At 72.2% G+C, this 20,762-nt stretch carries 20 protein-coding genes; 10 read left to right on the top strand and 10 right to left on the bottom strand.

All coding sequences use genetic code 11. The features are described from left to right. Positions 1-562 precede the first annotated feature (562 nt). Positions 563-1,525, bottom strand: coding sequence for a LysR family transcriptional regulator (locus SNOUR_RS33215; protein ID WP_067354468.1), 963 nt, complete (start codon positions 1,523-1,525; stop codon positions 563-565). Between the two features lie 75 nt (positions 1,526-1,600). Between SNOUR_RS33215 and SNOUR_RS33210 the strand changes: the two genes are divergently transcribed. Beyond that, a complete protein-coding gene (locus SNOUR_RS33210; RefSeq protein WP_067354465.1) occupies positions 1,601-2,605 on the top strand; it encodes a DMT family transporter in 1,005 nt (334 codons plus the stop codon). A gap of 315 nt (positions 2,606-2,920) precedes the next feature. On the opposite strand, the gene SNOUR_RS33205 is transcribed toward SNOUR_RS33210, so the two are convergent. Then, on the bottom strand, positions 2,921-4,258 hold the full coding sequence (locus SNOUR_RS33205; protein WP_067354463.1) for an aminotransferase class I/II-fold pyridoxal phosphate-dependent enzyme: 1,338 nt from the start codon (positions 4,256-4,258) through the stop codon (positions 2,921-2,923). Between the two features lie 35 nt (positions 4,259-4,293). Here SNOUR_RS33205 and SNOUR_RS33200 point away from each other — a divergent pair, with 35 nt between their 5' ends. Next, on the top strand, positions 4,294-4,962 hold the full coding sequence (locus SNOUR_RS33200) for a pyridoxamine 5'-phosphate oxidase family protein (RefSeq protein ID WP_067354461.1): 669 nt from the start codon (positions 4,294-4,296) through the stop codon (positions 4,960-4,962). Between the two features lie 9 nt (positions 4,963-4,971). After that, on the top strand, positions 4,972-5,649 hold the full coding sequence (locus SNOUR_RS33195) for an FMN-binding negative transcriptional regulator (RefSeq protein ID WP_067354459.1): 678 nt from the start codon (positions 4,972-4,974) through the stop codon (positions 5,647-5,649). Positions 5,650-5,811: 162 nt separating this feature from the next. On the opposite strand, the gene SNOUR_RS33190 is transcribed toward SNOUR_RS33195, so the two are convergent. Continuing rightward, a complete protein-coding gene (locus SNOUR_RS33190; RefSeq protein WP_376738556.1) occupies positions 5,812-6,891 on the bottom strand; it encodes an NAD(P)/FAD-dependent oxidoreductase in 1,080 nt (359 codons plus the stop codon). A gap of 83 nt (positions 6,892-6,974) precedes the next feature. Here SNOUR_RS33190 and SNOUR_RS33185 point away from each other — a divergent pair, with 83 nt between their 5' ends. Further along, positions 6,975-7,589 carry a helix-turn-helix domain-containing protein gene (locus tag SNOUR_RS33185; RefSeq protein WP_229921822.1) on the top strand — a complete coding sequence of 205 codons (615 nt, stop codon included), beginning with the start codon at positions 6,975-6,977 and terminating at the stop codon, positions 7,587-7,589. 21 nt (positions 7,590-7,610) lie between these two features. Here the strand turns inward: SNOUR_RS33185 and SNOUR_RS33180 are convergent, their stop codons facing one another. Then, positions 7,611-8,246: a TetR/AcrR family transcriptional regulator gene (locus SNOUR_RS33180; RefSeq protein ID WP_067354456.1), complete on the bottom strand. Its 636-nt coding sequence runs from the start codon at positions 8,244-8,246 to the stop codon at positions 7,611-7,613. Between the two features lie 170 nt (positions 8,247-8,416). On the opposite strand from SNOUR_RS33180, the gene SNOUR_RS33175 reads away from it, so the two are divergent. Then, positions 8,417-9,157, top strand: coding sequence for a YqeB family protein (locus SNOUR_RS33175; RefSeq protein ID WP_067354453.1), 741 nt, complete (start codon positions 8,417-8,419; stop codon positions 9,155-9,157). 17 nt (positions 9,158-9,174) lie between these two features. Here SNOUR_RS33175 and SNOUR_RS33170 read toward each other — a convergent pair whose 3' ends face one another. The 3 genes from SNOUR_RS33170 to SNOUR_RS33160 all read right to left on the bottom strand — a co-directional run bounded on the left by SNOUR_RS33170 (position 9,175) and on the right by SNOUR_RS33160 (position 12,100). After that, positions 9,175-10,143 carry a DMT family transporter gene (locus SNOUR_RS33170; RefSeq protein WP_067354451.1) on the bottom strand — a complete coding sequence of 323 codons (969 nt, stop codon included), beginning with the start codon at positions 10,141-10,143 and terminating at the stop codon, positions 9,175-9,177. Between the two features lie 178 nt (positions 10,144-10,321). Continuing rightward, positions 10,322-11,464 (bottom strand): EamA family transporter, encoded by a 1,143-nt coding sequence (locus tag SNOUR_RS33165; protein ID WP_079143010.1) that lies wholly within the window; start codon positions 11,462-11,464, stop codon positions 10,322-10,324. 102 nt (positions 11,465-11,566) lie between these two features. Then, complete coding sequence (locus tag SNOUR_RS33160; RefSeq protein WP_067354448.1) at positions 11,567-12,100, bottom strand: Clp protease N-terminal domain-containing protein; 534 nt, start codon at positions 12,098-12,100, stop codon at positions 11,567-11,569. A 449-nt stretch (positions 12,101-12,549) separates the two neighbouring features. Between SNOUR_RS33160 and SNOUR_RS33155 the strand changes: the two genes are divergently transcribed. Then, a complete protein-coding gene (locus SNOUR_RS33155; RefSeq protein ID WP_067354445.1) occupies positions 12,550-12,978 on the top strand; it encodes a type II toxin-antitoxin system Rv0910 family toxin in 429 nt (142 codons plus the stop codon). Positions 12,979-13,030: 52 nt separating this feature from the next. On the opposite strand, the gene SNOUR_RS33150 is transcribed toward SNOUR_RS33155, so the two are convergent. Further along, a complete protein-coding gene (locus tag SNOUR_RS33150) occupies positions 13,031-13,666 on the bottom strand; it encodes a PadR family transcriptional regulator (RefSeq protein WP_067354443.1) in 636 nt (211 codons plus the stop codon). Positions 13,667-14,071: 405 nt separating this feature from the next. Between SNOUR_RS33150 and SNOUR_RS33145 the strand changes: the two genes are divergently transcribed. Further along, positions 14,072-14,887 (top strand): PhzF family protein, encoded by an 816-nt coding sequence (locus tag SNOUR_RS33145; protein WP_067358980.1) that lies wholly within the window; start codon positions 14,072-14,074, stop codon positions 14,885-14,887. A gap of 72 nt (positions 14,888-14,959) precedes the next feature. Here SNOUR_RS33145 and SNOUR_RS33140 read toward each other — a convergent pair whose 3' ends face one another. Next, on the bottom strand, positions 14,960-15,781 hold the full coding sequence (locus tag SNOUR_RS33140; RefSeq protein WP_067354440.1) for a CPBP family intramembrane glutamic endopeptidase: 822 nt from the start codon (positions 15,779-15,781) through the stop codon (positions 14,960-14,962). A 207-nt stretch (positions 15,782-15,988) separates the two neighbouring features. On the opposite strand from SNOUR_RS33140, the gene SNOUR_RS33135 reads away from it, so the two are divergent. Further along, positions 15,989-17,194 carry a substrate-binding domain-containing protein gene (locus SNOUR_RS33135; protein ID WP_079143008.1) on the top strand — a complete coding sequence of 402 codons (1,206 nt, stop codon included), beginning with the start codon at positions 15,989-15,991 and terminating at the stop codon, positions 17,192-17,194. Positions 17,195-17,440: 246 nt separating this feature from the next. On the opposite strand, the gene SNOUR_RS33130 is transcribed toward SNOUR_RS33135, so the two are convergent. Continuing rightward, positions 17,441-18,997 carry a glutamate-cysteine ligase family protein gene (locus SNOUR_RS33130; RefSeq protein ID WP_067354435.1) on the bottom strand — a complete coding sequence of 519 codons (1,557 nt, stop codon included), beginning with the start codon at positions 18,995-18,997 and terminating at the stop codon, positions 17,441-17,443. A 560-nt stretch (positions 18,998-19,557) separates the two neighbouring features. On the opposite strand from SNOUR_RS33130, the gene SNOUR_RS33125 reads away from it, so the two are divergent. Together SNOUR_RS33125 and SNOUR_RS33120 are read left to right on the top strand one after the other, a co-directional pair. Next, positions 19,558-20,142: a hypothetical protein gene (locus SNOUR_RS33125; protein ID WP_067354433.1), complete on the top strand. Its 585-nt coding sequence runs from the start codon at positions 19,558-19,560 to the stop codon at positions 20,140-20,142. 338 nt (positions 20,143-20,480) lie between these two features. Then, positions 20,481-20,687, top strand: a complete 207-nt coding sequence (locus tag SNOUR_RS33120; protein WP_039638273.1) for a DUF5999 family protein — start codon at positions 20,481-20,483, stop codon at positions 20,685-20,687. The last annotated feature ends 75 nt before the right edge of the window (positions 20,688-20,762 follow it).

The raw sequence follows: 20,762 nt of genomic DNA, 5'->3' as shown, positions 1-20,762 counted from the left end.
CGCAAGCTTGGGACACTCACAGATTTGCACAGACTTGGAACACACCAGAGGAGGACAACTGGCTCACGTCTGGAGGACTGGCCCGCACCGGGGGGACTGGCCCACACCAGGACGACTGTTTCGCGTCGGGACGACTGGCTCACCCTGACGGTGGCTGGCTCACGTCCGAAGCTGGCTCACGCCGGTGAGAGTGACTGGCTCACCGACGGGACAGCCGGACACGACTTGATGTGGCCGAACAGGGCCTGATGTGGCCGAACACGATTCAAGCTGACCTGCCTCGATCCGGGAACGAGCATGGCCGGGCCAGGCACGGCCGGGGCGGCGACGTACGTCCCGGCCGTGCCCAGCACGCCAGGCACCCCCAAATGCCCCTCAGGGAACCGACGTCTACCTGGGGCACGGGCACAGGGAATCCCCATGGAAATGCGCATGGGGACGAGCAATCCCGCGACGGCGGTGGAGGGGGTGGGTGGGGAGGGAGGGGGGAAGGAGGGGGCGGGCCGGGGGGAGCGCGCACGCAGCACTCACGCACCACAACCACCGCCCACCCCACCCCCCCTCAGCCCTCTCCCCCAACCCCACCCCCACTCCCCGAACGGCCCCCCACCCCTTCCATCCCGGCCTCCACGCGCTCCCCGGCCCTCCGGAGCGCCGCCACGGCCGCCCGGATCGAGGGCCGGCGATCGGCGTCCGCACGCCAGATGGCATAGACGTGCCGCCGCATGGGATGACGTACAGGCACCACACTCACGCCATCCGGCACCGGTCCGCGCCCCAGTCGTGGCGCCACCGCGACGCCCAACCCGGCCGCGATCAGGGCGAGCTGGGTGTGATGCTCCTCAGCCAGGTGCGCGATACGCGGTTCCACCCCCTTGCTGCGCAGCGTGAAGATCAGCCAGTCATGGCAGAACCCCGCCTGCGGCCAGGAGATCCACTCGTCGCCCGCGAACTCCTCCAACTCCACGAACTCCCGCCCGGCCAGTGGATGGTCCGACGGCATCGCCACATCCGAGGGGTCGTCGAGCAGCGGCGCCTTCGCCAGCCCCTCGGGCAGCGACAACGGCCGGTTGTACCAGTCGAGTACGACGGCCAGATCGACGTCACCGCGGACCACACCGCGCACCGAGTCGTCCGGCTCCATCTCCCGCAGCCGCGGGCGGAGTTGCGGATGTTCGGCACGCAAGGCGGCGAGCGCGGACGGGAAGAGTCCGCGCGCCGCGGTCGGGAAAGCGCTCATCCGCAGCTCGCCCACGGGCTGACCGCGATGCGCCTCCAGCTCGGCCTGCGCCAGCTCCACCTGGGAGAGGATGCGCGCCGCATGGTCGGCGAGCAGCCGACCGGCGTCGGTCAGTCGGATTCCCCGCCCGTTCTTCGCGAGTAGCTGCTGCCCGGTCTCGCGTTCCAGCTTGGCGATCTGCTGGGAGACCGCCGAGGTCGTCACATGCAACCCTTCGGCTGCCGCGCTGACCGAACCGTGCCGGGCGATGGCAGACAGCGTCCGTAGCCGATCAAGGTTCAACATATAAGTAATGCTAAGCGATACCTGCCATTAATTCTCACTTGTGCTACGAATTTGAATGCCTGCATCGTAGACACCATGAGCACCACCGACGCGCCCTCTGCACGCGCCATCTCCGCCGACGTCCCGGCCCCCAGGTCCGCACCGGCACCCGTCGCGACCTCGACCGCCCCACGCTCCGCCCAGTACACGGCCGCGCCGCGCCGTACCTTCGCCTGGCAGATCCGTTTCGCCTTCCTCTGCCTGGTCTGGGGATTCAGCTTCCTCTTCATGAAACTGGGCACCGAGGGCTTCGCGCCGTTGCAAGTCTCGCTGGGCCGGGTGGCGTTCGGCGCACTGGTGCTGTTGGTGTTCCTCGTGATCAAGCGCGAACGACTCCCCCGCTCGGCTCGGACCTGGGGCCACCTCGCGGTCGCCGCGCTCCTCCTCAACGCGCTGCCGTTCTCGCTCTTCGCCTACTCCGAGCTGACGATCCCCTCGACACTGGCGAGCATCTGCAATGCCACCTCGCCACTGTGGGGCATGGCGCTGTCGGTCGTGGCGCTCTCGGAGGACCGCCCCACCCGACGCCGGGTCGCGGGACTCGGCATCGGATTCCTGGGGGTGCTCACCGTCCTCGGTGCCTGGCAAGGCTTCTCCGGCACCGATCTGACAGGGACCGCCATGGCCCTGGGCGCCTCGCTCAGCTACCCGATCGGCTGGATCTACGTCCGCCGCACCCTCGCACGGGACGAGCACTCACACCTGGCCAAGATCAGTGCCCAGCTACTGCTCGCCACCCTCCAACTTGCCGTGGTCACTGTGCTGTTCACCCCGATGCCGACCGCGTTCCCGGCCGTCCCGCTCCTCGCCGTCTTCGCCCTCGGCGCGCTGGGTACCGGCGTCGCGTTCCTTCTCCAGTACGGCCTGGTCGCGGAGGTCGGACCCACCACCGCCCAGATGGTCACCTACTTCACCCCCGTCATCGCCACCGCGTCCGGTGTGGCCCTCCTCAACGAGCACCTCGCCTGGAACACTCCCGTGGGCGCCGTCATCGTCCTGGCCGGCGCCGCTCTCACCCAAAGCAAGCCCCGCGCCTCGTAGCCGTCCGCAGCAACCACCCCACAGCCGCAAGACCCGAGCCGAAGCCGGAGTCGAAGCGAAGCCCCAACGCCCGGCCGAAAACCGGCAGGCGCGACTCCGCCCCGGCCCCCGAACCTCTCGGGGGGCCAACCGCTCCCCTACGGGCACGGGGCTCCGCCCCCCCCCGCGAGCAGCCCGCTTCCTACGCCCAGCACGCCCGACCGGGCCTCTCACCCCTCGCCTCCCTCTCTCCCCCCGGGGGCCTCCCCCCCCACCCCCCCCACCCACCCCACCCCACACCCCACGCCCCCCTATCCGCACCCCTCACCGACCACCTCACTCATACCTCCGCGCCTCCCCCACCCCCGCCCCCATCGCCTCGGCTATCGCGTCGGCCAGGGGGGCGACGTCGTCGGCGGCGAGGCCGGAGACGGTGATCCGAATGCCTTGCGGGGATTGCATGCGGAAGCGAGCACCGGGGGCGACCGCCCAACCGGAGTGCAGGAGTCGGGCCACCACACCCGTTTCGTCGGGGACCGGTACCCAGACGTTCATCCCGCTGCGTCCTCGTGCCGGGACTCCGCGCTCCTCCAGGGCATGTATCAGCGCGTCCCGTCGTGCGCCGTACGCGCCGGCGACGGCCTCGGGGTCGATCGCGAACGTGCGCCACAGGTGCACCACCGCGTGCTGGATGAGATGGCTGACCCAGCCGGGGCCGAGGCGCTGGCGCCCGCGGACCCGGTCGATGGTGATCGGATCGCCGGTGAGTGCCGCGAGGCGCAGGTCGGGGCCGTACGCCTTGGCAGTCGAGCGGACCAGCACCCAGTGGTCGGTGACGCCGGAGAGCGGGTGCAGCGGGAGATCGACGATGCCATGGCCGTGATCGTCCTCGATGAGGAGCACTCCGCGGTGTCCGGCCAGCAGGGTGCGGAGTTCGGCGGCGCGGGGGCCGCTGATGGCGGCGCCCGTGGGGTTCTGTGCCCGGTCGGTGACGACGACCGCGCGGGCCCCGCCGTCGAGTGCCGCCGCCATCCGCTCGGGGATCGGGCCCTCGTCGTCCACCCCGACGGGCACAGGGCGCAGGCCGAGGGCGGGGATGAGGTCCAGCAGGCTGCCCCAGCCGGGGTCTTCGATCGCCACGGCGTCTCCGGGGCGCAGGTGCGCCGCGAGGACGCGTTCGATGGCGTCGAGGGATCCGCTGGCGACGGCGATGGGGCTCTCGGGCACTCCCTCGCGGGTGAACGCCGCCCGGGCGAGTGCTTCGAGGTCGTCGTCGACGGCGGGCATGCCGTAGAGGACGGGGCGTCGTGTGTTACGCGCGGCGGCTTCGGCCAGGGCTTCCTCCAGCGGAGGGAGCAGGGTCGGGTCGGGGTTGCCGTCGGCGACGTTCCGGACGCCGGGCGGGGCTACCACGCGCAGCGCCTCGCGGGAGGTGCTGGCGGGTCTGGGGCGGACGCGACTGCCTCGCCGGCCCGCGGTTTCGATCACTCCCCGGTCGCGGAGCGTGCGGTACGCGGACGCGACCGTATTGGGATTCACCTCCAGATAGACAGCCAACTCCCTTAGCGGGGGCAGCACTTCGCCTGGTTGGAGCTCGCCGGCACCGATGGCTCGCTCGACGCTTGCGGCAATCTCCGATGCGCGCCGCCCTTCGATCCGATACTCTCCTAGCACAAAGCTGATTATGTACTAGTGCAATGGAGTTCGCAATGGCCGAGGGAAAGTCTTTCGCCGCGACGGATCGCACCCTCCCCACCCGGGCCCGGGAGCGAGCCAGGTACGACGAGGAGACGGTGCACGCGATCCTCGACGAGGGCCACGTCTGTCATCTCGGTTTCGTGCGCGACGGCGCACCGGTCGTCCTGCCGACGCTCTACGGCCGGGTCGACAACCGTCTCTATGTGCACGGTTCGACGGGTTCCCGCCCGCTGCGGATGGCCGGCGGGCAGAGCGCCGACCCCGGCCTCGCGGTCTGTCTCACGGTGACCCACGTCGACGGCCTGGTCCTCGCCAAGTCCGCGTTCCACCACTCCATGAACTACCGCAGCGTCGTGGTCCACGGCACCGCTCACCAGGTCACCGACCGGGAGGAGAAGAAGGCCGCGCTGGACGCCCTCGTCGATCACGTCCTGCCCGGCCGCGCCGCGGACTCCCGGCCCGCCAACGCCAAGGAGCTGGCCGCCACCGCCGTGCTCCGCCTCGATCTGCACGAGGTCTCCGCGAAGATCCGCACCGGCGGCCCCAACGACGATCCCGAGGACCTGGCCCTCCCCCACTGGAGCGGCGTCCTCCCCGTCTCCGCCGCGTACGGCGCCCCGATACCGGCCGACGACCTCGCCCCCGGCATCCCCGCCCCGGACTACTTCTCCACCCGCTGAGGAGCACCGATGCTCATCCATCCCTGGGACGCTCCCGGCGACGATGCCGAATGGCAGGAGTGGCTGGCCGCCCATGACTTCGGACAGCTCGCGGTCAACGGCTCCGCCGGCGAGCCGCCGTGGGTGCAGCCGCTGCACTTCGCGTACGACCCGGCGCGCCGCGAGGCCGTCACCCACCTCGCCCGCCCCAACCCCATCTGGTCCGCGCTGCTGGACAGTCCGACGGTCCTGCTGAGCGTGGTGGACGACTACACCTTCATCCCCGGCCCGTGGCAGGCCGGCGAGGACCAGCCGCCCGAGCACGGTGTCCCCACCAGCTTCTACGCGGCGGTCCAGCTCCGCTGCACCGCGCACGTGGTGGACGATCCGGAGGCCAAGGCCGCATTGCTGCAACGCCAGCTGGCCCATTTCCAGCCGGACGGCGGCTCGGCGCCGGTCGTCGCCGACGCGGCCCCGTACGGTCGGCAGTTGCCCGGCATCCGCGGGCTGCGCCTCGAAGTGCTCGACGTGCGGGCCAAGTTCAAGTACGGCGGCAAGCGGAGCGAGGCGGTCCAGCACCGTATCTCGGAACGTCTCGCCGAGCGGGACGGTGCCGGCGATGCCGCGGCGCGCCGTCACCAGCAGCGTCGCCTCGCGGCCGCCGGCGGCTCCACGCCGACCACGAGCCGCTCGAACGGGACAAGGTAGCGAGGCAGGAGAGGTAGAAGAGGTAGGAGAAGAAGGAGTCGACGCACGCCCGACACATGTCCAGCACACAGTGCCCGGCACACCGCACACCGCACACCGCACACCGGATGAACGACGAGCGGGTCGTTCATCCGGTGGTCCGCCGCGCTCCGGCCGCGGGGGTCAGCGGTGCGCCCCGACCGTCGCCCGGTGTTCCGCCACGGCCCGCTCGACGTCCTCCTCCACCAGGTCGAGGTTGAGGGCGAAGGCGGCGGCCGCCCCCATGCCGGCGGCCGTCACGACCTGCGCCCGCGGATCGGCCACGTTTCCCGCGGCCCACACGCCGGGCACGCTGGTCCGTCCCGAGGGGTCGGTGCGCACCCAGCCGTCCTCGTTCCGTGCGCAGCCCAGCGCGGTGAGCAGGGTGTCGTGCGGCACCATCCGCGGGAAGACGAAGACGGCGGCGCGCGGCACGACGTGCCCCTCGGCCAGTTCGACCCCGCTCAGGCGGTCGTCGTCGACCACCAGCCGTTTGACCGTCCCCTCGGCGATCCGCACGCCGCGCGCCGCCAACCGTTCCCGCTCCTCGTCGCTCGGGTCCAGCTGGTGCGGGAAGAGGACGACGTCGTCCGACCACTGCCGCAGCAGGAGCGCCTGGTGCACGGAGCCCGGGTGGCTGCCGAGTACGCCGAGCGGCCGGTCGCGGACTTCGTAGCCGTGGCAGTAGGGACAGTGCAGCAGGTCCCGGCCCCAGCGTTCCCGGAGGCCGGGGAGGTCGGGGAGTTCGTCGCGCAGGCCGGTGGCGACCAGGACGTGGCGGGCGCGGAGTTCGGGGCCGCCGGCGAGCCGCACGCCGAGGTCGGGGGTGATCTCCGTTGCCCGGCCGGTGATCAATTCGGCTCCGTAGGCGGCCAGTTCGGTGCGGCCGACCTCCAAGAGGGCTGCCGGTGGCATGCCGTCCCGGGAGAGGAAGCCGTGCATCCGGTCGGCCGGTGCGTTGCGGGGTGCCCCGCCGTCGATCACTGCCACACGTCGGCGGGCCCGGGCCAGGACCAGGGCGGCGTTCAGCCCGGCCGCGCCGGCCCCGACGACCACGACGTCCCAGTCCGCGTCGCGGGCCGGACCGTGCGTGTGGTGGGCGTCCCCGGCGCCGTGTGCGGCGCTCTCCGCCCCGCCGCCGTGGCTCCGCGCCATCCCGGTGTTCATCTCGACCTCCACCTCGGCCTCCACCTGGACCTCCGCCTTCGCGTTCGTCTCGCTCATTGCGATCACCTCCGTCCGCAGGCTGCGCCAGGCGTCGCGTTCTCAGCAATGTTTGTTGCCGAATCCGGGAATGGCGCGGTGCAATGGACGGTGTGGAACACTCATCTGCCATTTCCCAGGCCCTCGCCGAGGTCGGTCCGCGCCTGAAGCGGTTGCGGACCGAGCGCGGCGTCACGTTGTCCGCGCTGGCCGAGTCCACCGGGATCTCCAAGAGCACGCTGTCCCGGTTGGAGTCCGGTCAGCGCCGGCCGAGTCTGGAGCTGCTGCTCCCCATCGCGCAGGCGCACCAGGTCCCCTTGGACGAGTTGGTCGGGGCGCCGGAGGTCGGGGATCCGCGGGTGCGGCTCAAACCGCGGCACATGCACGGCGCCACGGTGTTGCCGCTGACCCGTCATCCGGGTCCGCTGCAGACGTTCAAGATGGTCATTCCGGCCACGCGGAGCACGCCGGACCCCTGTACCCACGAGGGGTACGAGTGGCTGTATGTGCTGGCGGGGCAGTTGCGGCTGGTGTTGGCCGACCATGATCTGGTCATGGGGGCGGGCGAGGCGGCGGAGTTCGACACCCGGTTGCCGCACTGGTTCGGGAGTACGGGGGACGGCCCGGTGGAGGTCCTCAGTCTCTTCGGACGTCAGGGCGAGCGCATCCATGTGCGCGCCAAGCCCCGGTCGCGCGCGGAGGACGACGACGCCCGCTGAGCGCGGCGGCGCACCCGCCGGTCATGCCTCGGGCGTGTTCTCGCGGTGCGTTGGCGCCTGGAGGAAGCGCCGGAGGATCAGGTGCAGCACGGGCAGTTGTGCGGCGGGCTTGAACTCCGGGTCGGCGGCCGCGCTGCTGTAGAGCGAGGCGATCAGGGCCTGGACCCAGGTCGCGGCGTCGTGCGGATCGAGCGCGGGGTCGATCTGGCCGGCGGCCGCCGCCCTGGTGAGCAGGGTGGTGAGGGCCGTGCGTTCCAGGGCGTTGTCCCGGCCGAGCAGGGCGTCGAGTTCGGGGTCACGGTGCACCTGGACGACGGCTTCCATGACCAGCGGCGGGGCGACCGGGTCCATGGCGTCGGCGGTGAGGAGGTCCACGACCTCCAGCAGCGCCGCCCAGGGGTCGTCGCCGGCCTGCGCCCGGGCGAGCCGCTCGGCCTTGCTCTCCCCCGTCTCCCCGGCGTCGTCCTCGAAGATGGCGTGGAAGATCGCGCGCTTGTTGGGGAAGTAGTGGAAGAGGTTGCCGGAGCTCATGCCGGCGGCCTTGCAGATCTCGGCCGTGGTGGTGCGTTCGAAGCCTTTGGCGGCGAAGAGTTGGGCGGCGGTGTGCACGATGTGCCGGCGTCGGGCGCGGTGCTTCGCCGGGTCGATCTTCCTCATGGCGCTCTCGCCTTTCTGCCCGTGTCCCCTGCGTCGGTTGATCCGCCTGGCGGCTCCGGCGTTGTCGCCGGGACGGGCTTCGGCCGCTCCGTGGCCAATAATAGACCGCCTACTCGGTTTATTATTGCTGGCGACGCGCACGACCCGCATTACCCAGGGGGATCAGACACATGGACACCGACAAGCCGCAGCCCACTTCCGGCCCCGTCGCGCCGGGATCGGAGCCCGGTGGGCCGCCCGGCCCCACCGTCCTGGCCGACTCGACCGCGATGGTGGTCGCCGTCTGCGTGATGTTCGCGGCGCTCGGCGCCGGCGTCGGCTGGCTGGTGCGGCTGCTCGCGAAGTGGCTGGTGACGCTGGAGCACGCGCCCTGGCAGGGCCCGGCCAGGCTGCTGACGTCGATCCCGGAACCCTGGCTGACGCTCGGTGTCCTGGCGCTGGGTGCGGTGCTGGGGCTGGCGGCCGCGCTGTTCGGGCAGCACGACGAGTTGGCCGTGCGCGTGGCCGACGACGAGGTGGTGCTCACCCGGCGGGCGAAGCCCCGCGCGTTCCCGCGCGCGGCGGTCCAACTGGCGTTCCGGGACGGCAAGGAGCTGGTCCTCCTCGGCCAGGACACCGCCGAACTCGCGCGGGAGGGCTGCACGTTGAGCGTCCAACGCCTCGCCGGGGCTTTCCGTGCGCACGGCTACGACTGGGCGGACGGCGATCCGCACGAGGACGAGTTCCGGCGCTGGGTCCCGGACACCCCGGGGCTGCCGATCGGCGCGAACGCCCTGTTCACGGCGCGCGAGCGGGCCCTCGGCAAGTCGGGGACGGCCGAGGAAGCCCGGGAGTTGCGGGACGAGTTGGCCCGGCTGGGTCTCGTCGTCCGGGACAGGGACAAGCGGCAGTTCTGGCGGCTGGTCCCGTAGGACCAGCCGCCGTGCGGCTATCGGAGCTCGCCGCGGTCCCGGCCGCGGGCCTCCGTCACCGCCAGCGCGGCGACGGCCGTGAGCAGGACGGCGGTGCCGGCCGCCGTCGCCGTGGTGAGTCGCTCACCGAGGAACAGCACCGCGATGGCCGCCGCCGAGACCGGTTCGATCAGGGAGATCACGGAAGCGGTCGCGGCCCGTACGACGGCCAGTCCGGCGAAGTAGAGGCCGTAGGCGAGGGCCGTGGGGATGGCGGCGATGTACCCGAGCAGGAGCAGGCTGCGGCCCAGGTCGTGGGCGTACGGCCACAGCCCCTCGGCCGCGGCGAGGGGCAGCAGGCACAGGGCGCCGACCGCGAACGCGCTGATGGTCGAGGCGTAGGGGTCGCTGCCGCCGCCCCGCCCGAAGCGGCGGGTGGTGAGGGTCATCACGGCGCAGGCGGCGGCGGAGAGCACGGCGTAGCCGACGCCGGCCGGGCGGACGGTGGCGGCACCGTCGCCGCCGAGGACGAGGATCAGCAGGCCGGTCAGCGCCCCGCCGACGGCCAGGATGCCGCCGGCGCCGAGCCGTTCGCCCATGGTCAGGCGGGCTCCGATGGCGATGAGGACGGGTCCTGCGCCCATGGTGATGACGGTGCCGACGGCCAGGCCGGTGGCTTCGACGGACGCGAAGTAGGCGGCCTGGAAGACGGCGAGGGCGATGCCGGTGACCGCGACCCGTGCGGCGCGGCGGCGCAGCGGCTCGGCCGGCAACGGGCTGGTGGTGTCGGTCGTGCTGCCGGTCCGGTGCCGCCGTGCCGCCCGTACGGCAAGCAGGAGCAGCAGGCCGCCGAAGGTGCGCCAGAAGGTGAGGGCGAGGGGGCCGAGTCCGCTGCCGTGGTAGAGGAGGGCTGCGGCCGCGCCGGCGGTGCCCCAGGCGGTCGCGGCGAAGGAGACATAGGCCAGTCCCCGGCCCACGGGCAGGGCGGGGTGGGATGTGCTGTGCATGGGAGCTGTACTCCGGGAAATCCAGGACGGCGCTGGGCGCCGTGGCATGGTCGCGTGGTCCCGTGTGCGGGCAGCGTCAACCGACTCGGGACTCCGCCCGGGCCGGGATTTCCTCGGAGGCCGCCGCCCGCCTTACGCGGCGGGAGGGGGCAGCACAGTCGAATGCATGATCGTCAGCCTATGTCGTGGGGGAACCGGCCGACAACTCGTCGCCGGAGGGCTCGGTGGTGCCGTCCCGCGCGGTCCGGGGCCCGTGGGCGTCGACTGCGGGCGCTCCCCCGCCGGCGACGGTGACGGTGCCGGCCTCTCCCGGTTCGGTCCGCGGTTTGGCGGACTGGGCGATGAAGGCGCCGATCAGGACCACCGCGCCGCCGGTGATCTGGGGCGCGGAGAGGTGTTCGCCGAGCAGTACCCAGGCGAGCACGGTGGCGATCACCGCTTCCAGGCAGGCGACGACGCCGGCGACCTGCGGGGAGAGTCGCCGGATCGACACCACTCCGGTGAGATAGGCGGCCACCGTGGCGACCAGCACGATCCAGGCGAGCAGCAGCGCCGCGGGGACCTCGATGCCGTTCATGTCGGCGCTGCCGCCCAGTACCGACCAGTGCAGGTTCCAGGGCCGGGCGACGACGGTGAGGATGAGCGCGCCGATCAGCAGGCCGTAGGCGATGACGCCGAGGGGGTCCGGCACCGCGTCGCCCTCGCCGTCGCCGCCGTGGTCGGAGAGGACGAAGTAGCCGACCTGGCAGCAGGCCGCGCCGAGTGCGAGGAGCAGACCGAGGGCGTCGAAGCTGAGGCCGGACCACACCTCGACGACGCAGGCCAGTCCGCCGACGGCGAGGACGACGCCGACGGCGGCGGCGCGGCTGACGGGGCGTTTCTGGACGAAGCGCACCCAGCCCAGGACGAGGGCCGGGGCGAGGTATTCGATGAGCAGCGCGACGCCGACCGGGATGCGGGAGAGCGCGGCGAAGTAGCACGCCTGGACTCCGGCGACGGCCAGCAGTCCGAAGCCGGCGAGCAGCGCGGGCCGGCGGCGGGGCAGGTCGCGGTGGCGCCAGGCGACGGGGAGCATCACCAGCGCGGCGCCGGTGACGCGCAGCCAGGTGACGTGCAGCGGTTCGAGGCCGGCGGCTATCAGGGGCTTGGCCGCCACTCCCGAGCCGCCGAAGGCGAGCGCGGAGAGCAGGGCGATGCCGAGTCCGGCGCCGCGTCCGGCGCGCGGGCCGGGTGCGGCCGACCGTGGGGTCCCCGTGGACCCTGAAGTTCCGTGGCCCGGGCCGGTGGTGTGGCCTGCCGGGCTCCCCGATGAGGCGTGCATCGGGTCATCATGACAGTCGCGGTCAGCAGCGTCATCCCCCGAAACCCCTGTCTCATCAGGCGATACGCGGGGGCCGCGGGGCGGGCGTGCGCGATGTCCCGGTCAGTCCGGTACGGGCTGTTGGTCGCCGTCGAGGCGGGCGGCGAGCCGGGCGGTGTCGACGGCGGCCCGGCGCAGGACCTCGACGGCCCGGGATTCGGGGTCGTCGACCAGTGCGGCAAGGAGGTCGAGGCAGCCGGCGCGGGTGGCGTAGCGGGCGTGGGCGCGATCGAGGGCGCCGTCCATGGCGGCGGCCGCGGCGGGCGACCAACCGGGGACGCCGCCTTCGGCGACCATCGGGACGGCGCCGGAGTCCTCGACGGTGCCGTGCCACTGGAGGCCGTAGCCGATGCTGCGTTGGACGAGGTAACCGAGCAGCCGGGCGACCTGCTGGCCGCCGTCGAAGACCTCGCGGACCGCGGGGTCCCATTCCAGGAGTCCGTGGAGCAGGTGTGCGGTGTCGACCTGGTGGTCGCCGTCGCGGGTGGCGCGCCTGCGGGCAGCGGACACCACCGACGCGAGCTCCACGGTGAGCTGACTGTCGGGGTCCTCCTGGGCGGAGCGGTCGCCGCCACTGTACGCAGTACGGTTTTGCACAGCCCCACCCCACCAGTCCTGAAAGGCCGGAGCATCCCCGGCGGGAAGCATTTGCACATCCCACCCTGGTTGGGGAAGCCGACACACGATCTCATCCTCACGGAGGATATGCGGAGAGAACGTGGAGGTCGGGCATATCGTCGCAAACAGGAGCACCCCCGTTCACCCACCCCATATCGCCAGGTCGCGGGCGACAACCGAGCCCCGCCGCCCGCATGCCACGGCGCGACTGTCGACACCCGGGGCCGGCGGCCAGGACCTGTCGGGTGGATCCGACGCGCGGGCCGCACCGACATCCGTGGACCGCCCGCCGACCCGCCCGACACGACCTCGCCCCATACGGAACTGACAATCCATCAGTAAAGCCCGGCGGTTGCTATTGAACCCTCGCCGCCGTACCGCTACGTTCCGCGCACCAGCCAGGACGCCGTCACCGAAGGGGTGCACGCATGGCCGATGTCACCGCCCAGGCCCGGATCGAGGCACCGGCCGAGAAGGTCTGGGACCGGCTCACCGACTTCGACTCCTACGGACAGTGGAACGCCACCCACACCAACTTCCCGCACGGCGGCCCTCAGCCCCTCCACGCGGGCGCCACCTACGACGAGAACATGAAGCTGATGGGCTTCCCGGCGGAGGTGACCTGGACCGTGCAGGAGCTGGAGCCGGGCCGCCTGCTCGCCGTCAAGGGCAAGGGCCCGATGGGCGTCAACCTCGGCATGCGCTATCAGCTGACGCCCGACGGCGAGGCGACCACGGTCCGGATCGACGGAACCTTCACCGGCGCCGCGGTCTCACTGATGGCGGCCAAGCTGAAGGACTCGGCGAGCGCCGCACTGAACGAGTCGCTGCGCACGCTCGCCGGCCTGGTCGCCTGAGCCGCCGCCGGGGCGGCCGCGCCCTACGGCACCGCCGCCCCGGCCCGCCGCGTCAGTCCTCCTCGGCGAGGATCAGATACAGCTCCTTGCGGGCCTTGTTGACCACCGCCATGGCCTTCTCCCGCTGTTCGGGGCTGCCGGTGGCCCACACCTGACGGAACGCCTCGACCAGGCCGCCGCCCGCCTTCCGTATCTCGTTCATCGCCTCCCAGTCGACGCCGCGACCGGCGTCCTCCCAAGGGGCGTCGGAGCCGCCGTCGGCCTCGGCGCGGCCGGCCTCGGTGAGCGAGAACAGCTTCTTGCCGCCCTCGCTGGCGCTGGTGATCAGCCCCTCGTCCTCCAGCAGCTGGAGGGTGGGGTAGACCGAGCCGGGGCTGGGCTTCCACGCCCCGCCGCTGCGCTCGGCGATCTCCTGGATCATCTCGTACCCGTGCATCGGGCGGTCCTTGAGCAGCGCCAGTATCGAGGCCCGCACATCGCCACGACGGGCCCGGCCGCGCGGTCCGCCGCGCCCCCGGCCACCACCGAAGGGCGGACCCCCGAAAGGCGGCCCGAAGCCGCCGAAGGCGGCGCGCCGCCGCTCGAAACCGCCGCCGAACTCCCCGTGGCCACCGTGTCCACCGCGGCGTCCGGGGCCACGGTGCTCGTGTCCGTGATCGGGTCCGTACTCGTATCCCTGGGAACGCATGGCGTCCTCCCTCTCGTCATCCGTGCTCACGCACGTGCTATCGCTCGCAATCGTTGACCGATCGCGATGCTTCAACGATATATCGGGAGTGTTCGGCGAGCAAGGGTCGCCCGTTGCCTTTTCTCCGCCGGAGTCCGTGGCTCCCGAACGCGCGCCGCCGAGCCCCGGCGATCGCGACGCTCTGACGACCGCGACGCCGTGGCAACCGTGGCGACCGCGCTTCCGCTCCGGCGGGGCGCGAGCAGCGGCAGCGAACGCGGCAGCGCCGGCACCAGCGCCGGCGGCACGTCCTCGACGGCGTTCACGGCGCAGTACCGGGCGGAGCACCGCGGGAGCCGCCAACCAGGTCCAATGTCCCGGGATTGGCCTTGGCCCATGGCTCTGCGGCACGCCTACGCTCCGGCCATGAGGATCCGCATCGTCGACGCCTTCACCGACCGTCCGTTCGCCGGCAACCCCGCCGGCGTCGTGCTGCTGGACGCCGACGCGTTCCCCGAGGACGCCTGGCTCCAACACGTCGCCACCGAGGTCAATCTCTCCGAAACCGCCTTCGCGCACCCGCTTCCCCCCGGCGGCGACGCCGACTGGGCGCTGCGCTGGCTCACCCCGACCGCCGAGGTGAACATGTGCGGGCACGCCACTCTGGCCACCGCGCACGTGCTGCACACCACGGGCACGGCGACCGGCACCGTGCGCTTCAGCACCCGCAGCGGCGTGCTGATCACCCATGCCGACGACAGCGGCTCGATCACCATGGACTTCCCCACCGCCCCACTGACCCCCGTGGCCGTGCCGGACGTCGTCGCCCGGGCACTGGGCGCCGAGATCCGCTCCGCGCACGACACCGGGCCCGACGTCGGCGACCTGCTGATCGAGTTGGCCGACGAGAAGGCCGTACGGGACCTGGCGCCGGACTGCGCCCTGCTGGCCGGACACGGCGGGCGAGGCGTGATGGCCACCGCCCGCGCCGAAGACCCCGACGGTGCCTACGACTTCGTCTCGCGCGGCTTCTTCCCCGCCCTGGGCATCGACGAGGACCCGGTCACCGGGAGCGCGCACACCGCGCTCGCCCCCTTCTGGTCGGCACGCCTGGGCCGCGGCAACCTGGTCGGCTTCCAGGGCGGCACCCGGACCGGCCTGGTCCGCACCGAGCTGCGCGGCGAGCGCACCCTGTTGACCGGCTCGGCCGTGACCGTCATCGACGGCGAACTGCTCGCCTGACCGCCGCCGTCCGGACACGGAACGGGGCGGGGGCCACCAGGCCACCCGCCCCGCACCTCCATATGCCGCGCCTCACCCCGTGGGCAACCAGGGCACCCGCCCCGCGAGCAGCGCGTAGCCCAGGAAGGCGACGATGTCGATGAGGGCGTGCGCGGCGACCAGTGGGCCGACCCGGCCCCAGCGCCGGTATACCAGGGCGAAGATCACGCCCATCACCATGTTGCCGACGAAGCCGCCGATGCCCTGGTAGAGGTGGTACGAACCACGCAGCACCGAACTGGCCGCGACCGCCGCCCACGGCGTCCACCCCAGTTGCCCCAGCCTGCGCAGCAGATATCCGACGACGATGACCTCCTCCAGGACGGCGTTCTGCACCGCGGAGGCGATCAGCACCGGGATCTTCCACCACACGTCGGGCAGCGCCTCGGGCACCACCGTCAGATTGAAGCCGGCGGCCCGCGCGCCCAGGTAGAGCAGCAGCCCGCTGCCCCCGATGGCCGCCGCCAGCCCGGTGCCGACCCCCAGATCGAAGCCGGGCCGTCGCCGGTCGAAGCCGATGGCGCGCAGTCCACCGGCCCGTTCCCGCATCAGCAGGTGGGCCACCAGCACCACCGGCACCAGTGCGGTCGCGATACCGAACAGCTGCCAGGCGAGATCCAGCCAGGGCCGGCCGGGCGCGTGCGAGGCGTTGAGCGTCGCCGCCTGGTGCTTGAGGCCGCCGGGTTTGGTCAGTGACCCGATGAAGCTGATGAGCGCGGAGACCGCACTGGCTCCCAGGGAGAGCGCCAGAACGATCAGCGTCTCGTTCCGCAGCACGCTCCGGGCCGGCTCGCCGGCCGCCTCGACGGGCCGCCCCGAGCCGCTCCCCGCGCCCGGAACGTCCGCGCCCGCCACGGGACTTGTATCCGACTGCAAAGGTTCCTCCACTTCCGCAATACCGCCTCTTCACCACCGTCGCCCCGCTAGGGTCTCGAAAGCAGGTACGAAGATCGCTCGCGACAGGCCGGGACGGTCGCGCTCCACGTGGGTGTTTCCGTCCGCATCGATCCCGATAGAGGTCCGGGGCTCCGGAACTCCGAGTATCAGGAGAGGCGCTACCGCATGGGACGTCACAGCTTGCCTGACGACTCCGCACCACAGGGAACGGGGTCCCCCCGAACCCGCCGCAGGACGGTCGTCCTCGCCACCGCCGTCCTCGTGATCGCCGCCACCGGCTCCGTCGTGGCGCTGCGTGGCGGGCTCCTCCCCTTCGGCACGTCGTGCGACGGCGATTCCGTACGGCTGGAAGTGATCGCCTCGCCCGATATCGCGCCGGCGCTGAACGCGGTGGCGGACAAGGCCCGCGAGGACGCGGTCCGCACGGACGGCAGGTGCCTGGACGTCAAGATCGATGCGCGGCCCTCCGCCGAGGTCGCCGACTCGCTCGGGCAGCGGCCGGCCAACCCGGACTTCCAGGTATGGGTGCCCGATTCGGACCTGTGGGTGAACCAGGTCACCGACAACCGGGGGTCGACCCTGACCGCCGTCGGCGCCGTCGCCTCCTCGCCGCTCGCGCTGGGCGCGGTCCACGACGCCGCCAAGACCCTCGGCTGGCCTGCGAAGACCTACTCCTGGACCGCGCTGACCCGGGCCGCCTCCGGTGGCGCGCTGCGCCTGGGCGTCGCCGACCCGGCCCGCAGCGCCACCGGGCTGCTCGCCCTGGCCCGCATCGACGCCGCCGACCGCAAGGAGGCCGGCAGCGGCGACGTGGCCGCCACCCGTACCGCGGCCACCGCCAAACTGCTCCACGAGCGGGTCGCGGACGGCGACGACCAGGTACTGGCCACCCTGCCGCGCAACGGCTCGGGGGCCGAACAGGGCAATCCGCGCCGCAACCAGGCGCTGCTCCTGTCCGAACAGGCCGCGTACGCCCACAACACCAGTGGGGACGCCGGCCCCGCGCTCGACCTCTTCTACCCCACGGACGGCACGGCGCAGCTCACCTACCCGTACACCCTCGTCGACGAGGACTCCCTGACCGCCGACCAGAACCGCGCCGCCAACCGCTTCATGACGCTGCTGGACGACACCTCGGGGCAGCAGACCCTGCGCGACCACGGTTTCCGGGCCGGCAACGGCAGCGCCGACCCACCGCTGACCGGCAAGGCGGGCGGCCGTGCACCGCAGCCGTTCGCCGCCGCTCCCACCGACCCGCCGACGTCCAAGGAGCTCCAAGCGCTGCTGGGCATGTGGAGCCTCACGGTGCAGAGCGCCCGGACCACCACCGCCGTGGACGCCTCGCCGTCGATGGCGCTGGCGGGACGGTGAGATCGTCGTCGGCGGCGCCCGGCTCCTGGCCCGGATCCACTCGGCCGGCTTCCGTAGCCGCTGCACGTCACGGCGGCCTGCCCCCCGTGGGCGGGTCGGCACGTACACCTACCGGCTGGCGGTCGCCGTCGAGGTGGCGGGCCTGCCCGTCGACGACTCCCCGGCGGCGAGCCCGCGGATCCGCACCGACTGCGGCACCGGCGTCAGCCGACCGGACGGCCTCGCCGGGGCGCTCCACGGCGGGCGTCACGCGACGGTGCCCCCGGCCGCCGGCCGGCGCTGCGCCGGTACGACGGCCGCGCCGGCCGCCCATGGCACCGGCCAGGTGTGCACCGGCTCCCCGGTGTGCATCAGCTCGCTGTAGCGCCGGGTCATCGCCGCCAGGGCGGCGTCCCGGGGCAGTCCCTGCCGCAGTGCGTGGTGGAACGCCGCGGCCTGCCAGGACGCCCCGTTGGTCCGGCGTGCGCAGCGGGCCTCGATGATGCCCAGGTAGTGGTCGCGGTCGGCCGGTTCGATGCCCCAGGCGTCCAGCCCGGCGGCCGCCAGCGGCAGCAGTTCCTGTTGCACCAGGCGCACGGCGGGGATCTCGGTGAGGCCGCCGGCGCGGCCGGGCCGGGGCCAGCGGAGGGTGGCGTCGATGCCGTGGCGGCAGGCGGTGTCGAAGTTGGCGGCGGCGACGGTGAACGGGAGCCGGGTCCAGACGGGGCGCGGCTGCTCGGCGAGGGCGCGCACCAGGCCGTAGTAGAAGGCGGTGTTGGCGATGACGTCGGCGACGGTCGGGCCGGCCGGCAGCACCCGGTTCTCGACGCGGAGGTGCGGGAGGCCGTCGGCGACCGCGTAGACGGGGCGGTTCCAGCGGTAGATCGTGCCGTTGTGCAGGATCAGTTCGGCGAGGTCGGGCACGCCGCCCTCGTCGAGGACGCGCAGGGGGTCCTGTGGTCCGCACAGCGGCAGCAGCGGCGGGAAGAAGCGCAGGTTCTCCTCGAACAGGTCGTAGGCGGAGTCCACCCAGCGCTCGCCGAACCACGTGCGCGGGCGCACTCCCTGGGCCTGGAGTTCGGGTGCGCGGGTGTCGGTGGCCTGCTGGAAGACCGGCGGTCGCGATTCGCGCCACAGCTCCCGCCCGAACAGGAACGGGGAGTTGGCGCCGACGGCTATCTGGGCGGCGGCGATCGCCTGGGCGGCGTTCCAGACGGCGGCGAACCGCCCGGGCGTCACCTGGAGGTGCAGTTGCACGGAGGTGCAGGCGGCTTCGGGGGCGATCGACGGCGAGCGGGTGATCAGGCGCTCGACGCCCTGGATGTCGATGACGAAGTCCTCGCCGCGGGCGGCCCGCATCTGGTCGTTGAGCAGCACATAGCGGTCGTTGGCGGAGAGGCTGGCGACGGTGAGGTCGTCGGCGTTCAGGGTCGGCAGGATGCCGATCATGACGATGCGGGCGGCGACTTCCCGGGACTTTCGCTCCGCATAGCCGAGCCCGGTGCGGAGTTCTTCGGCGAGCTGGTCCAGTACGCGTCCGGACAATCGGTGCGGGGTGATGTTGACCTCTAGATTGCACTGCGCGAGTTCGGTCTGGAAATCGCCGCTGGCGATCCTTTCCAGGACCTGCGAGTTCAGCATGCGGGGGCGCCCGTCGGCGCCCGCGAGATTGAGCTCGATCTCCAGCCCCATGAGATTCTTGGGGCGGTCGAACCGCTTCTCCGTCAGGAGTCGCCGCAATCCCTCCAGGCAGTCGTGCAGCTTTCTTCGATAGCGCTCCCGGTCCACCAGGTCGTTCCCCTCCGCGGCGACCTTCTCCCCCATCGGCGGGTCCCTCCTAGGTGAACGGCTCGCGGCCACGGGCTGGTCGGTACCGCCCCCGGCACGCCGGGGTACGGGCTACGGTCGATGATGCCCCGGCAGTCTGATCGATAACGCCTCAAGGGCATGCCGGTACCGTTACTCTCAAAGAGCGCGCCCGAGGCATTTTCCAGGGGCATATCTGATCGGCCGACACCCACCGCAATTCGCTCGTAAAAAACACCGACGGGTTCCGGCCTACCGCTTCGTCGAAGAATTACGAGGTGGCCTCTCCCAGTTCCCGCCCAAAGCGGCGGAAATCACCCCGGATGGCGGACCGGATTCCATCTTGCCAGAAATCCACAAGGCGAGTAGCCGAAACACTTCCAGAACATATGTCGTATAAACTTCGCAGACGAGGCAGAGATTTGGCGCCCAGCGCGGCGGTGCCCCCATCGGTGCCCCGACACCGCTGCCGACCCGTCGGTCCGCAGTTGCGGTCGGCCAGGCTCTGACCCGCCCGCAGACAGCGCCGTCCGCACTGCCACGCTCCACCGTGTCTCCTAAGTGAGAGGCGACCCGCCATGCCGCTGCACGTTCCTCCCTCCCCTGCGCCCGCCCTGCGCAGCATCCTCAGTGCCCTCGGCTCCCCCACCGCGGTCCGCGAGGCCCCGGCCGCCGCGCTCCGCACCCATCAGGGGCCGCTGAGCCCCGACCACCCGCTGCCCGTGCACGTCTGGGACGACGTCAGCCAGGCCGGCCCGCCGCGCACCCGCCTCGCCGGCTGGCGTTTCCTGATCCGCGGTGGCGAGCGCGCCGTGGCCGCCGCCGAGGCCCGGCTGACCGCCGACGGCTGGACGTTCTCGCACTTCTGCGACGGCCCCTATGTCGCCGCGACCGAACGGGCCCTGCAGCAGGCCGAGTCGCTCACCGCGCCCTACCAGCCGCGCCTGCTGTCCGTGCCGGAGCTGTACATGCTCACCCTGTGGCTCCACCACGACCTCACCGCGGACGGCGCGGAGGGGATGCCCGCCGCTAGTGATCTCCTGGTGCCGCTGGCGCCCGCCCCGCCCGGGATCGCCTCCTACCTCCCGCAGCGGGTCGCCGACCTGCTGCCCCGTCTGACCCTCCGCCTGGGCCCGACGCCCCTGCTCCGCGAGCCGGCCTGACCGTCCGCCGCGGGCCCGCCGCGTCACGCGGTACGGAGGCCCCGCACCGCTCACGACACCCCGCACCCATGCGCCCCGTGACCTCTCCGGCCGCGGGGCGCACCACGCTGTGCGCCCCTGTGCGCCGGTAGCGCGCCAACGCCTGCGGGCGGGCGCGCAATTGGAAGCAACCGCCCGCACGGGTGACACGTCCGTATCGAGTGTGTAGCGCTGCTGCGAAATCCCTGCGGAATCCCGTCCGTAGGGCAAGACTGGGACCGACAGGAAACGGGGGAGCGGCCATGAGCATCGCATCGAGCCGCACGACGTTCACCACTCCGCAGCGAAAGACATTTTCCATGTGCCAGCATCAACCGCCATGCCCATCAGCCGACTCCACCGACCGGGAGGCCGCCCAGCTGGTGGCGCACCACCCGGAGCAGGGCTGGAGCCTGCTGTGCAACGGCGTCCTGCTCTTCGAGGACACCGGTGAGCTGCTGCCGGACGGGCAGGTTATCGCGCCGCATCGGCCGGTCGACCCGCCGCGGGTCACCGCCGCCGCGTGACCCCGCAGTCACCCGGCACGTACACCAGGGCCCCCGGCGCATCCGCCGAGGGCCCTTGATGTTGCCACCGGTCAC

This window comes from Streptomyces noursei ATCC 11455, assembly GCF_001704275.1.
Classification (GTDB): domain Bacteria; phylum Actinomycetota; class Actinomycetes; order Streptomycetales; family Streptomycetaceae; genus Streptomyces; species Streptomyces noursei.
This window is presented reverse-complemented; position numbering and strand designations above follow the sequence as displayed.